The organism is Sorangium sp. So ce363 (assembly GCF_051520435.1).
Lineage (GTDB): Bacteria > Myxococcota_A > Polyangia > Polyangiales > Polyangiaceae > Sorangium > Sorangium cellulosum_B.
In genome coordinates this window covers 9,649,085-9,663,435 of the sequence record NZ_CP150333.1, presented here as the reverse complement: position 1 = coordinate 9,663,435, position 14,351 = coordinate 9,649,085, and the positions used below count along the sequence as shown (strand labels likewise).

3 protein-coding genes are annotated in these 14,351 nt (G+C 69.8%); 1 reads left to right on the top strand and 2 read right to left on the bottom strand.

Annotation, left to right across the window (positions count from 1 at the left end; all coding sequences use genetic code 11):
• Nucleotides 1-360: 360 nt before the first annotated feature.
• Together WMF12_RS36305 and WMF12_RS36300 are read right to left on the bottom strand one after the other, a co-directional pair.
• Entirely contained in the window at nucleotides 361-2,067 is a 1,707-nt protein-coding gene (locus WMF12_RS36305) for an adenylate/guanylate cyclase domain-containing protein (protein WP_437852582.1), read from the bottom strand.
• A 510-nt stretch (nucleotides 2,068-2,577) separates the two neighbouring features.
• Nucleotides 2,578-3,390 (bottom strand): hypothetical protein, encoded by an 813-nt coding sequence (locus WMF12_RS36300; RefSeq protein ID WP_437852581.1) that lies wholly within the window; start codon nucleotides 3,388-3,390, stop codon nucleotides 2,578-2,580.
• Nucleotides 3,391-3,765: 375 nt separating this feature from the next.
• Here WMF12_RS36300 and WMF12_RS36295 point away from each other — a divergent pair, with 375 nt between their 5' ends.
• Nucleotides 3,766-14,343 carry a SpvB/TcaC N-terminal domain-containing protein gene (locus tag WMF12_RS36295; protein ID WP_437852579.1) on the top strand — a complete coding sequence of 3,526 codons (10,578 nt, stop codon included), beginning with the start codon at nucleotides 3,766-3,768 and terminating at the stop codon, nucleotides 14,341-14,343.
• Nucleotides 14,344-14,351: the final 8 nt, after the last annotated feature.

Sequence of the window (14,351 nt, the reverse complement as noted above, 5' to 3'; positions counted from 1 at the left end):
GACCGCCTCGGGCTGAGTGCATCGTGGATGGTCGACGAGGCACCGCGCGAAGCGCGGTCAGCACCAGCGGTTCGTTGGGCGGGAGACAGAGAAAGAGAGAGTTCACAGGGAGACGGGGAGACGGGGAGGAGAGATATATATACAGACCAAGGTGGAGAGGCGAGAGGTGGGGACCATTCTCGCCTCCCCGCCTCCCCGCCTCCCTGTGAATCTTTCCTTCTTCCTTTCCGCCCAACATGCATTGAGGAGAAAGTCGTCGCTGAACGCTCCGAAGGGATCGGCGGCGTTTGGTGCTAGCCCGCGGTCACGCGCACCCCCGCCGCGCCGAGCGCCTTGATGCGCTATCGCCCCAGGCGCTCGTCAGAGCTCCGCCACCGCATAGGTCATCACCGGCTGCACTCGGCCTTTGACCGTGATCTCGCTGATGGGACGTGTGTTGAAGACGTCCTTCACGAGGAGGTGCGTGTCCTCGCTGAGGAGCACGCTCACGCCGAGCTCCTTGGTCGCGCTCTCCAGGCGCGAGGCGAGGTTCACTGCGTCGCCGATGACGGTGTATTCCATCCGCGCTTCACTGCCGATGTTGCCCGCGACGACCTCGCCGGTGTGGATCCCGACACCGGTCTTCAGCGCCGGGATTCCCCGTTTGGCCAGTCGCTCGTTGAAGCGCTCGAGCGCGGCGCGCATGCGGATGGCCGCGCGCACGGCGCGCACGGCGTCGTTCGGCCTGGGGACGGGCGCGCCGAACACCGCCATGATCGCGTCGCCGATGTACTTGTCGACGACCCCGCCCTCGTCGAGGATGATGGCCACCATCTCGGTGAAATACTCGTTGAGGAGCCCCACGAGCTCATGGGCGTTCATCCGCTCGCTGATGGTCGTGAAGCTCCGGATATCGCAGAAGAGGATCGAGACGGTGAGCGTCTCGCCGCCGAGCTGCACCTTGCCGGCGAGCAGGTGCTCGAGCACGGATTCGGTCATGTACTTGCCGAAGGTGCTGCGGAGCTTGTCCCGCTCCTTGAGGCCGTCCACCATCGAGTTGAAGCCGGTCGCGAGATCCTCCAGCTCGTCGCCGGTCTTCACCGCCTCCACATGGACGTACTGCTGTTGCTCGAGGTGCTTGAGGGCGACGTTCACGCGGGAGAGCGCGCGCGACATCGTGCTTGCGAGGCGCGCGCCGAGGATGAGCGAGAAGAGCGCCGCGAGGGTGAGCACGCCGGCCGCGAGCATCAGGTTCTGGCGCACGATGTTCCGGACGTCGGTCACGTCGAGCGCCATGACGATCGAAAAATCGCCGGCCTTGCCCCGGAGCGATCGGGGCGCGAAGCGGGAGAGGGCCCACAGCGAGCTCGCGTCCTCGACGATCGTGGGGTGGGTCTCGTCGCCGATGACGGCGCCTTGGAGCAGCTCGGTCGGGAAGCGCGCCGTGCCCGTGACCCTCTTGCCCGACGGATCGACGAGCGCGATTTCCACGCCGAGCTTCGTCGCCACCTCGTCGAAGTAGGTGTGATCGATGGGGATGCAGGCGAGCAGCGATCCCGCGTCGCTCCTCGCATGCTGGGCGATCATGTACGCAGGCGGCGAGCCTGGCTGTCCATCGCACCCGTGTACGAGCACGTCCCGCAGGTCGTCCATCTCCGCGAGGCCCGAGAGGCCTTCGGTGAGCCCGGGGACCTCGTCCGTGCTCGGGGGCGGCGCATCGAGCCCCCTCGCCGCGACCAGATTGCCGAGCTCATCGAAGGCGACGATGGAGACGTTGGGGTGAGCGGCGATGACGGCCTCGAGCGCCGTCCCCACGGCCGACTCGTTCCGCAGCCGGAGCCCCTCGACCAGCTCGCGCGCACGAGACGCCTGGCGTGAGGTCGCCGAGATGGCGCGCTGCTGCTGCCTGAGCTCCAGCCGGAAGTTGCGGATCGCCTGCGGGACGCGCTCGCTGATCTGCGCGAGGAGCTGCCGGTGCATCACCCAGGACAACACGGGGAGGGCTGCGAGGGTCGCGAGCGAAGAGAGCGCGACGAGGACGGTGAGCTTGGCGCGCACGGTGCTGAGGCGGAACATGAAGACCTTCATCAAAGCAAAGTCGGCTTCCGGTGGACAGCGCGTCGACATGTCGACCTGACGTCGAAGTTCGAGCGCTCCTTGAAGGAGACCAGAAGGGCCTCTGTGTGGACGGCCAAGATGTGGCGGGCATTGGTGATGAGCGTGGCGGTGCGCGTCAGCACATCTGTGAACGCGCTGCGCGCGCGGCTGTTGGCGGGGGGTGAGCGAGGCGGCCCGGGCGCTGCTGGGCCTCCCGGCGGTATGTCGAACATGGGGAAGTGCCTGCTGGTTGATGCGCCCGAGGATGTCGGACATGGGCGGGTGCCTGCTCGGCGAGGCCCCCAGGCATGTCGGACATGGGCGGGCGCCTGCTCCGCCACGGCTCCCGGGATGTCGCGACATGGGCGGGTGCCTGCCAGGCGAGGCCACCGGGCATGTCGGACATGGGCGGGTGCCTCGCCGAGCAGGCCGCCGGGCATGTCGGACATGGGCGGGGGCCTCGCCGCTCACGCCCCCGGCATGTCGCCGCGAGCGGTCCGGCTACAGCTCGGGATCGGCGCTCACCGCCGGCGCGGCCGGCGCCACTTCGCTGGGCACCGTCGGCGGGCCGGGGGGCGTGGGCGGGGCCTGCTCGGGCGCCGCGCGCCCGCGCAGGGCCCGCTCGCGATCGGCGTTGAGCTTGTCGACGTAGGCGAACAGCCGCGCCTCGTGGTCGGCCGGCAGCTTGCTGCCCTCTTCCTGGATCTCGTCCCGGAGCGCCTCCCGGAACCGCCCGAGCAGCCCGACGGCGGCGCCGCGGAGCGGGCCGGTGGCCGCGGCGTTCTCGCCCGTCGCGAGGAGCGTGGCGCGCCTGCGCAGCAGGCCATCGATGTCGTCGCCGGCGGCGACGAACGCCTTCACCCAGTCGTGCAGGGTCCCTCCGCCGGGGGTCGCGGCGGCCTTCAGCTCCGCCTTGAGCCGGGTCAGCTCGGGCCGGTTGTCGAGCGCCGCCGACGCCTCGTCCGCGTACGGAGCGCGGAGCACGTCGAGCTTCGGGACGAACGCCTGCTGCGCGGTCGCCGCCGCTTCCTTGAGCGCCGCCGGCAAGGCGGGGTGCGCCTCGACGGCCTTGCACAGGAAGAAGACGGCCGCCCCGAGGCCGTCGTGCCGGGCGTCCGCCTCGGCGAGCTCCCTGGCGAGCGGCGCCTGCGTGCCCGCGGCGTCGGGGATCGCGTCGATCTCCTTCTGCTTCGCCCTGAGCCGCGGCTCATACAGCTTGCCTGTCGCCGACAGGCGCAGCTCATCGGCCTTGTCGGTCAAGAGATCGCGCAGCGCGAGCTTCAGGTCCCCGATCGTGAGATTGCGCAAGGTCACCTCCGTGAATGGCGTGATCGGCCACCCCCACGGCCGCACGGGCGGCCGAGAGGGCGAGCCAAGGAGTGTTGCTGGAGCGTCACAGGATAATGAACTTCTCCGCATCCGGTAGTCCGAATTCGATGGCTCGGAGGCGCAGCGCCTTCGGGTGCGCTGAAATCGTGCTGGGAACCGGTCGAGTTTGGCGCCTTTCGTGGCGAGACCGCCCCGCCTGTTATCGCTTGTAATTGCTATTTACGATGCCGTTTGCTCCCTTCGCGGCCGCGGAGGAGACCGATGACGTCCAGGTGGATGAGACGGGTGTGGCGGCGGTGCGCGGGTTGCGTTCTCTTGCTCATGGTGGTGAGCGCGCCCCTCGGTGCGTGGGCTCAAGCGTTGACGTTGCGCCGGATAGGCGATCCCTTGCGCGCGCGGCTCACCGGCGCTCGCGGCGGCGCCGAGCTCGCGGCGGCGCTCGCCGGGGACGCCGCCGTGCTCGCGAGCGCGGCAGACCCCGCCGGCGGCCCCGACGGCCTCGCCGTGGTCCCGATGGTGGCCTTGCCAGCGGACGTTCGCGCCGATGGCGCTGGCCCGGGGGCGGACCCGTGGGTCCTGTTCGACGGCCGCGGCGATACGGGGCTTCGCAGCGAGACCGGGGAGAAGGTGCGGATCCGGGTCTCGTTTCCGCAGCCGACCGCGCTCGAGGCGCTCTCGCTGTACGGGCGCAGCGAGGGCGCGCTCACGGTCCGTGCGGAGGACGGCGCCGAGCTTCAGGCCGCCTCTGGCCTCGTCGACGTGCCGCTCCACGACACGCGCGAGCGCTGGACGCGTCTTCCCATGGCGGTCACGGCCCAGCACGTCGTCATCGAGTGGCTTCCTTCGGGGGAGCGCGGGCCGCAGGAGATCCTGTTCTGGACCGCCGGCGCGCCCACGCGCGGTCTCTCGGAGGTGGAGCTCGCCGATCGCGTGCTCGCGGGGCGGCTCGCCGGGGCTTACCAGTTCGCTGCGACGTCCGAGCGGGCGACCGTGACGCGCACGGGCGGCGAGCGATCGCTGTCGCTCCACGTGGACACCGATCCACGGGCGCTCGCGCGCGCGTTCCTCGTCTACCAGCTGGAGGGCCGCGGCCACTGGTCGAGCGTGAACCGGCAGATCAACGGCACGGCCCCGCGCGGCGGCTCCCCGGCGGCAGCGCCGGCGACCGGAGGTCTGCAAGTCGAGGAGATCGCGCCCGCGTGGCTGAGGCGCGGCGAGAACGTGGTGCGGTTCCGGCCTTCCGCGGAGCAGGAGCACGGATTCACCGTGAGCGCGCTCCGGGTGGTCGGGATCCCGCACGCCGGTATGGTCGAGGCGCGTTCCGCTGCGGAGGCGCCCGCCGGCGCCCGGCCGGCCGGCGGCGAGCGCGCGCGTCGAACGGAGGCGCTGAGCCTCGATTTCGGCGCGCGTGTGGCGCCGCACGCGCTCCTCTTCCAGCTGACCAGCGCGGGCGCCGGGGAGCTCCAGATCGCGCCCAGCGAAGGCGCGGAGAGGCTGCGCTTCGACCTGAAGGACCTGCCGCCGGGCTGGCACCGGTTCGATCTACCGGAGTCAGCGACATGGCCGGGGGCGGCCTCCGTGCAGATCGCGCGGGCGAAGGGGAGCCACGCCGAGGTGTCGGACGTCGCCGTGGTGGCGAGCCCCGTCCCGTCCCGCGCGCGGAGGATCGCGCTGAGCACGCCGCTGCATGGCGAGTGCGCCGAGGGGAGAGCCCATGTGCGCGGGTTCCTCGATCTGGCCGGCGAAGACGCGTCGCGAGCACGGCTGTTCGCCGGCGCGGAGCCGGTGGCGCTGGGCGACGACGGCAGCTTCGAGCTCACGCTCCCGGAGCCCGAGGGGGCGAGTCACCGGGCGTGGACGGCGCGCCTCGAGGCGCGGCTCGAGGACGGCACGCGCCTCGGTCGCGAGCTACAGCTCGGTCCGTGCGCCGCGGGCGCCGCGCCGAGCGGGCTCGTCGTGGACCACGGCGCGCCCTATGGCGCGGTGGTGAGCCCGGACAAGGGCGCGGTGCTCTCGTTCGCGGGCGCCACGCTGGATATCCCGCCTGACGCGCTGGAAGAGACGACGCGCATCACGATCCGCCCGCTGATGCCCGTCCAGGTGCAGCCGATGGGGCGCGCGATGCGCAATGTGACGCCCGAGGGGCGCGCGTTCCGCTTCGGCCCGCACGGGCTCAAGTTCAAGAAGCCGGTGAAGCTGACGTTGCCTGTCGACGCCGCGGCGATCCCGAGCGGCGCCAGGGCCAGGGAGATCTTCGGTTTCTACTTCGACGAGACGGTCCAGCGATGGACGAAGCTCGGGCGCGTGGAGGAGGGCGGGGCCCGGGAGCTCACGAGCTTGACGGATCACTTCACCGATTTCGTCAACGCGGCGATCTCCATGCCGGATCAGCCGGGAGCGCAGTCGTTCGATCCCAACGCGATGAAGGGCATCCAGCTCGCGAGCCCGTCCGCAGGCGTGTCGTTCATCGAGCCGCCGGAGGCGAACGGCCAGGGCACGGCGCAGCTGTCGTTCCCGATCGAGGTGCCGCCGGGCAGGCATGGCATCGCGCCGGATCTGGCGGTCACGTACGAGAGCGAGCTGGGTAATGGCTGGCTCGGCGTGGGGTGGGATCTGCGCTTCTCGGCGATCGAGATCGACACGCGGTTCGGCGTGCCGCGGTACACGGGCGACGAGCTCTACACGCTCGACGGCCAGATGCTGCGGGCCATCCCCGATCAGCCGGGCAGGTACGAGCGGCGCGTCGAGGGCGCGTTCGATCGCATCGAGCGCCTCGGGGCCGATCCCGGGAGCTTTCACTGGGTGGTCACCGACAAGGACGGCACCCGGTATACCTACGGCGAGAGCGCGGGCGCGCGCCTTGCGGACCGGTCCGGCGAGGCCGGGATCTTCCGCTGGAACCTGGAGCGGGTGGAAGACACGTTCGGCAACCGGATGCGGATCTCGTACTTCAAGGACGCGCCCGAGGGCGAGGACTGGGTGCAGCTCTATCCGCAGCGGATCGACTACACGGAGCACGAGAGCGGCTTCCCCGGAGCGCACTATCACGTGGTCTTCTCCGTGGACGACGGAGCGCAGCGGAGAGACGTCGTGAGCTCGGCGCGCGCCGGCTTCGAGGTGCGGACGACGCGGAGGCTCACGCGCGTCGACGTGACCATGGGCCAGGCGCCCGACGCCGAGGAGATCATCCGGAGCTATCATTTCACGTACGACGCGCCGGACCCGCGGCACCATCACAAGTCGTTGCTGAAGAGCATCGCTGTCCACGGAAACGGCGGTGAGGAGCCGCTCTACGAGCACAGCTTCGAGTACTTCAGCCTCCAGCAAGAGGGCGGCGAGCTCCAGGTGTTCTCGGCGCCGACCGAGTGGAGCCGCCCCGCGGAAGGGCGCGATGGCCTCGGGGCCACGAGCTCGGTCGAAGGGGGGCTCAGCGCGTTCGTCGGCGTGGGGCCGACGGTGTGTGATCCGCACGCCGGGCTGGGGGTCTCCGTCTCGTTCGGGGCGGACGACGAGGACGTCGCGTTCACGGACATCAACGGCGACGGGCTCCCGGATTTCGTGGGCAGCAACGGCGTCTGGCTGAACTCGCTCCCGGATCGGTCGAGCGGAAACGCGTTCTCGCCGGAGAGCGTGGGCAGCACGCACCAGATCACGGCCGGCCTGCAGGGGGCGATGCACCTGTTCCAGGAGCTCGGAGGTCTCGGTCTCAACCGCGCCTGGAGCACCGCGACCGCGCAGAGCCTGCTGCTCGACATCAACGGGGATGGCTTCCCGGAGCTGCTGGATGGGAGCGGGGCGACGCTGAACCCGAACAACGCGCGGCTGGGGCCGGGCGCCCGCGGCGCCGGGTTCACGATCGACGAGGATTTCAGCGATGGCGAGCAGGTCGAGGCGCTCCGCAACGCGTTCTACCGGACCAGCGCGCTGGTGAAATGGACGCCGCCGATCGACGGTATCGTCGTCATCGACGGGGGCGTGTCGCTGGCCGGGGGCGGCGCGGGAGACGGGGTGATGGCGTCGATCACGAAGACGACGCCGGCGCCGCGGTCGAATGACAAGTTCCGCCGCGACCACCTGCCGCTCTGGCAGAGGGACATCGGGCCGAGCGATGCTGCGTGTGTGCCCGAGGGCGAGAGGGGGTGCGGGAGCGGCATCCGCGTCCGCGTCCGTCCGACGGATGCGCTCTATTTCCGCGTGGACCCGAAGGAGGACATCGAGGGCGACATCACGCGCTGGAACCCGCGCATCCGCTATGCGGAGCTCTGCCCGTCGGACTCCTGCCGGCCGTTGCTTCCGCGCGACACGATGCGCCCCGACGCGCTCGGGCGTCCGATGTATACCTATACCTTCGCCGACGATTTCTCCGTGCTCGACCGGAGCGTGCCGGGCTGGGCCGCAGGGGCGGACGGGCAGGTCACGGTGCAGGCGAGCTTCGTCCGGACCGACGCGCTCGATGCGTTCGATGTGCGGCTCGTGCGCCAGGACGTCGACTCGGGGCAGAGCGTCGAGCTCCATCGGACCAGGGTGTCGGGCGCGAAGCTCGGCACCGAGATCGCGTGGCCGGTGTCCGTGCTCCAGGGCGACCTCCTGTTCCTGTATGCCGAGCTCGGCGAGAACGTGGTCCACCCGTCGCGCGTGCAGTACCAGGGGTTCGCCCGGTACACCGAGGTGTGCGGCCACGATGCGGATCCGGGGAGCTGCCGCGCGGTAGGGGAGTGCGCGCCCAGGTCCGGCGCGCCGTCCGGAAAGAGGGTTTGCGGGCTCGACGCGTTGCCCGGCGACGGCGGGCCGATCTCGGTGCCCGAGGAGTCGATCCTGGCGCCCGTGCAGCTGAGCGACAGCACGACTGGCGGGACGGCGCTTTCGCTGTCCCGGCTGGCCATGCCCGAGAGCGGGCCGGTCAGCCTGCTCGGCTCCGCCTCCAAGCGAGTGACGGAGGGGCCGGTGACCCTGCGGGTGGATCGCGGGAGCGAGCGGCTGTTCCGGGAGTTGCTCGGAGCGGAGGCGATCTCGCCGGCCAGGAGCGTGCCTGGCCCGAGCGATCCGGTGGTGTTCCCGGTGATGGAGGGCGAGGAGCTCGCCTTCACGAGGTTCTTCGAGAGCGACGCGGACATGGACACATCGCTGTCGGATCCCGGAGCGTCGGTGTCATGGCTGCCGCAGCTCGTGTTCAACGAGACGGGGACGGTGCTGGACGTGCCCGCGGTGAACGCTCGAGCGATCCCGGATGGGAAGCTGGAAGCCCGCATGGTGGGCGGGTTCCGCGGCTTCAGCTATGGCGAGTGGACGACGGAGTACCCGTTCGACGAGAACCAGCTCCGCCGGAGGCCGGAGGAGAACAGGCCGCCTTACTTCACGCGCGTCGAGCCGCACTGGGAGGGGTACCACGCGAGCTGGTCGCCCGGGGACGCCGGGTTTCCTCTCGTGGGCAGCGTCAGCGGCCCGGTGTTCCGGGGGTCGGGCGCGGACATGTACATCCGGGCCGGGGAGCTCAAGCCGTCGCGCGTCGGCGGCGTCCGCCCGGAGGACGTGGCCAATGTCCCCGGGCTGAGGAAGAGCCACAACGGCTCGGGCTCGGCGGAGCTCGCGCTCATCGGGTCGTTCCAGGTGACGACCGGGACCACCGAGTCGAAGCTGGAGCTCGTCGACGTCAACGGTGATGGGCGGCCCGATGCCGTCACGCAGGGCGGCGTGCGCATCCAGACGTGCGGCAGCGGCGGCCGGTGCGACGGGCAGCAGCCGGGGCAGTATGGCGCCCTGACTGTCGGTGGGCCGGGGGACATCCGGGTCATCGAGACCATGAGCGCGCGGTTCGGGTTCGGCTTCGGATCCGCGGCGTCGGTGGTCGCTGAGAAGATCGAGGCGAGCGCCGAGACCAAGGAGGTGCTCAGCGTGCTGCCCTCGCTCGGCAAGAGCTGGGGCACGTCGCAGACGACGCGCGACCTGCTCGACGTGAACGGCGATGGGCTTCCGGACAAGGTGAGGAGCGCGGGTGGCGTGCTCCATGTGCAGCTGAACCTCGGCTACCGCTTCGGGGACGAGCGCCCCTGGGCGGCGCTCGATCCGAGCGGCGATCCGTTCGAGCCGCTGCCGGAGGTCGACGGGGATCCGCTGACCGCGCTGAGCCGGGTCTGGTCTCCGGAGAAGCTCTCGTCGGTGCGGGTGCAGGACAACACGACGAACAGCCTGCAGGTGGGTTATGCGGGGATCGGCGGCGGCATCGCGCACACGGTGAGCCGGACGCTCGTCGACTTCGTGGACCTGAACGGCGACAGGCTGCCCGACCGGGTGATCAAGCAGCCTGGACAGGGCTATTACCGGGTCCGGCTCAACCTCGGCGACCGCTTCGGGCCCGAGGAGAGGTGGAGCGCGCCGGCGGTGAGCGGCGGGCTGCCGTGGGGGATCGTGCTGGAGAAGGAGTACACGAGGGAGATCAACGGCAGCAACGACGCGCTGTCGTTCTCGGAGACGACGGCGTTCAACGCGGGGTATGGCGTGCCGATCAAGATCCCGACGCCGTACGTGTGCATCGTGCTCGAGATCGCGGCGCAGCTCGGGTTGAGCGACGGGCGGAGCGAGCTCGCATGGGAGGACCTGGACGGGGACGGGACGGCGGATCACGTGCTGAAGCTGAGCGAGGGGATGCTGCGCGAGAGCGACCCGGCGCTGCGGGCGCGGCTGAACCTGACGGGCAAGACCAACCGGCTGTCGCGCGTGGTGCGTCCGCTTGGCGGCAGCATCCGGCTGGACTATGCGCGTGAGGGCAACAAGGTGGCGTATGCGAGCAGCCCGGACGAGCTGAGCGTGGACATGCCCGGCAGCAAGTGGGTGCTGTCGCGGGTGGAGGTGGACGACGGCATGGGCACGCCCGCCTACGTGCACACGTTCGATTACCACCAGAGCGGGTTCTACGACCGGGCGGAGCGCGAGGACTATGGCTTCGCGCAGGTGACGGCGACGCGCGAGGACGGCTCGCAGATCGTGACGCATTACCACAACCAGGACTATTACCGGCGCGGGCTCGTGGCCGAGGTGATCGAGCAGGACGCCGAGGGGCGGCTGTTCAGCCGGCAGCAGGTGGCCTATCGCGCGCCCGGGGCGCAGCCGACGCTGACGGGCTCGTTCTTCCCGGCGGAAGAGCTGCGGACGATGTCGTGGTACGAGGGCAAGACGACGGACCCGAGCGCGCCCGGCAAGCAGACGAGCGAGGAGCGGGACTGGGACGACCGCGGCAACCTCATCGGGGTGATCGAGCACGGCGAGCCTGGCACGCTGGAGGACGACGTCGCGACCACGATCCACTACGTGACGTACGACGGGCCGTACCTGGTGCGGGCGGACAGCGTCGAAGTGCGCGACAGCGCGGGGACGCTGCTGCGCGGGCGCACCGCCGGGTACAACGAGGTGACCGGAGCGGTCGAGTGGATCGCGAGCACGGTGATCGGCGGCAAGGATCCGGCGACGGGCGCGCCATACACGGGAGACGCGTCGACGAATCCAAGATGGGAGTTCACGCACGACGCGTACGGCAACCTGGAGCGGGCGATCGAGCCGCGGGGCTTCACGCTGACGTACGAGTACGACGATGTGGCGGAGACGTACCTCTCCCGGGTGGACGATTCGTTCGGTTACTTCTCGGAGACGTGGTCGGACTACCGCTACGGCGCGGTGAGCGCGGTGCGGGACGTCAACGGCCATGAGGTCCACTACGACTTCGACGCGTTCGGGCGGCTGCGGGCGGTGTTCGGTCCGGACGACCCGCTGACGGCGGCGGAGGCGACGATCGCGTTCGAGTATGCGCTCCAGCCCGGGGAGAGCGTCGCCATGCCGGCGTGGGCGCGGACGCGGCACAAGGACGTGCAGCACCCGGGGGATCCGATCGACACGGTGACGTTCGTCGACGGGCTGGACCGGGTGATCCAGACGAAGAAGGACCTGGAGAAGGATCCAGGGACGGGGGCCGCCGCGGTCGTGGGCATGAGCGTGAGCGGCCGGGTGGTGCTGGACGAGCGGGGGCGCGTCTGGCAGCAGGGGCAGCCGGTGTTCGCGACGGGCGAGGCCACGGCGTTCGTGGACGTGGCGCTGAAGCACCCGACGACGTTCGAGTACGACGTGCTCTCGCGCATCGTCGAGCGGAGGGAGCCGGACGAGGCCGGCGAGGCCGGCGAGGCGGTGACCACGACGAGCTACGATATCGACGAGCTCGATGGCGTGGCGATGTTCGTGGCGACGGAGGTCGACCCGAAGGGGAAGGTGCGCAAGGCGTACCAGGACGTGGACAACGCGATCGTGGCGGTCGAGGAGCGCAATCGGCTGCGCGGGTCGGAGGCGTGGACCACCCTGATGACGCGGTACGGGTACAACGCGGTCGACGAGCTCGTGCGGGTGATGGACACGCGCGGGAACGTGACGACGGCGGCGTACGACACGCTGGGGCGGATGGTGACGCTGACGAGCCCGGACATGGGGCGCACGGAGTGGCGTTACGACCGGTCGGGCAACGTCGGGGCGCGGCAGACGGCGAAGCTCCTGGCGGAAGGTGCGAGCAAGCTGATCCGGTACGAGTACGACTTCAACCGACTCACGCGGGTGAACTACCCGGACTCGACGGACGTGACGTATGTGTACGGCGCGCCGGACGCGGCGGGCGACGAGCACGGCAACCGGGCCGGGCGGCTGGTGGAGGAGCAGAGCGAGGCGGGCAAGAGGACGTTCTCGTATGACCGGCTAGGGAACGTGGCGAAGCTGACGACGGAGTTCCCCCGGCTGAGGGAGCCGCACCGGGGGCCGTACCAGGCGACGATGGAGTACGACTTCGACGGGTTCGGGCGGCTGCTGTCGCTGAAGTTCCCTGGCTCCGGGGCGGAGGTGGTGACGTACGGCTACGACCGAGGGGGCCTTGTGCGGTCGGCGGTGGGAACGAACACGCAGATCAACCCGCAGCACCCGGACGAGCCTGCGGTGACGCAGTACCTGCTGCACATCGGGTACGACGAGTTCGAGCAGCGGGTGAGGGTGGTGCACGGCAACGGGATCGCGACGTCGTATCGGTATTACGAGAAGTCGCGGCGGCTTCGGGAGATCAACGCGGATCACCGCGACAGGTACCTCGTGGAGCGCGGGCTACCGGCGAGGGCGTTCCAGCGGATGCGGTACGAGTACGACCCGGCGGGCAACCTGGAGCGGGTGCGGAACGAGGTGCCGTACGAGCAGGACATGCCGGGCTCGGTGCTGGTGGGGCCGACGACGCAGGAGTACGGGTACGACGATCTGTACCAGCTGCTCTCGGCGAGCGGGACGTACCAGGACCGGAGAGACTGGCAGTACCGGTACCGGCTGTCGTTCGCGTACGACGAGATTGGCAACATCCTGACGAAGGACCAGGCGAGCTACCGGTACGTGCCGCAGGCGTGTCCCACGCCGGTTCCGGCTGAGTGCGACGGGTGGCGCGAGGATCATGCGATCCGGGAGCAGACGTACCGGTCGGAGTACCAGTACCCGGGCCCGCAGCCGCACGCGCCGAGGCGCATCGAGGAGCACCTCGTGGCGGAGTCGATGCCGTGGCCGCGGGAGATGCGATATGACGCGAGCGGCAACCAGACCGGCTGGACGTACCGTGGCTCGGACACGCGGACGACGGACTGGAACGAGGAGAACCGGGTCACGCGGGTGACGCAGAACGGTCAGGTGCTGTCGCGGATGCTCTACGACGGCGACGGCGAGCGGCGGGTGCACCTGCACCACGTGAGCGGCGAGGAGGAGACGGCATACCACGACCAGCACCTGACGCTGCGGGACGGGCGGTTCGTGACGAAGCACATCTATGCGGGGCAGACGCGGATAGCGAGCAAGATGGATCCGGACTGGTTCCGTGACCCGCCGACGCTGTACTACCACCCGGACCACCTGGGCAGCACGAGCTTCGCGTCGAACAACGAGCAGAAGCTGACGCAGCGGGACGAGTACTTCCCGAGCGGGGAGCTGTGGATCGACGCGTCGGACTCGCGGTACGAGCTGAGGCGAGCGTACGTGTTCACCGGGAAGGAGCTCGACCAGGCGACGGGGCTCTACTACTTCGGGGCGCGGTACTACGACCCGAGGAGCAGTGTGTGGCTGAGCCCGGATCCGATCCTGGACGAGTACATGGGGGGAGGGACGAGCGGAGGGGTGTTCAACCCGGGGAACCTCGGGCTGTACAGCTACACGCTGAACAACCCGGTGAACCTGGTCGACCCGGACGGGAGGAGCGCGCAGGGGGCGCATCGGAACTTCCCGCCTGGGGCCAATGGGTGCAGGCACCCGAGCTGCTTCAACGGGCCGGCGGGGCAAAAGTTCCACCAGGAGCAGATGCTGCAGCGGATGAACGCTGGCGCTGCGGCGGCGGGTCGCACGTCTCGCGGTATCGGGGACGGAATGCGCCGGCTGCTGTTCAGGTTCGTCATGCAGCAGCAGCAGGCTGCTCGGCCGCCGGCGCAGCCAGCCGCCGCGCCCGCGCAGCCGCCACAGGCTGCACAGCCGGCGAAGGGGCCGCAGCCGGCGCCGGCGGCGAAGGCGTCTGTGGCGGCCCAGCCAACGAAGCCCTCGCAAGCTGCCCCGAAGCAATCGGACTCATCTTCAGGGACGGCAAAGGCAGGCATTGATACACCCGTGCGAAATGGCCATCTGGCTGGGAAGCCTCACCCGGTCACAGGTGTACCGTTCGATTCCAAGGGTTTCCCCGACTTTCGGGCGGCCGGGGTAGTAGCGGCCGAGGTGAAAATTACTCCTTCAGGGACACGGCCTGGTGACTTCGCCGCCGCGAACCGGGCGGCAGGTCTCAAGGAGACGCCATCAGGGATGACGTGGCATCATCACCAGGACGGGAGGACGATGCAGCTCGTTCCGAGAGCTATTCACCAGAAGACCGGGCACACGGGTGGGTTTGTTTTAACCAAATAGGAGTGACG

What these genes read in the sequence shown, in the direction of transcription:
- WMF12_RS36305 (WP_437852582.1), bottom strand. Translation starts at nt 2,067, where the DNA reads ATGAAGGTCTTCATGTTCCGCCTCAGCACCGTGCGCGCCAAGCTCACC.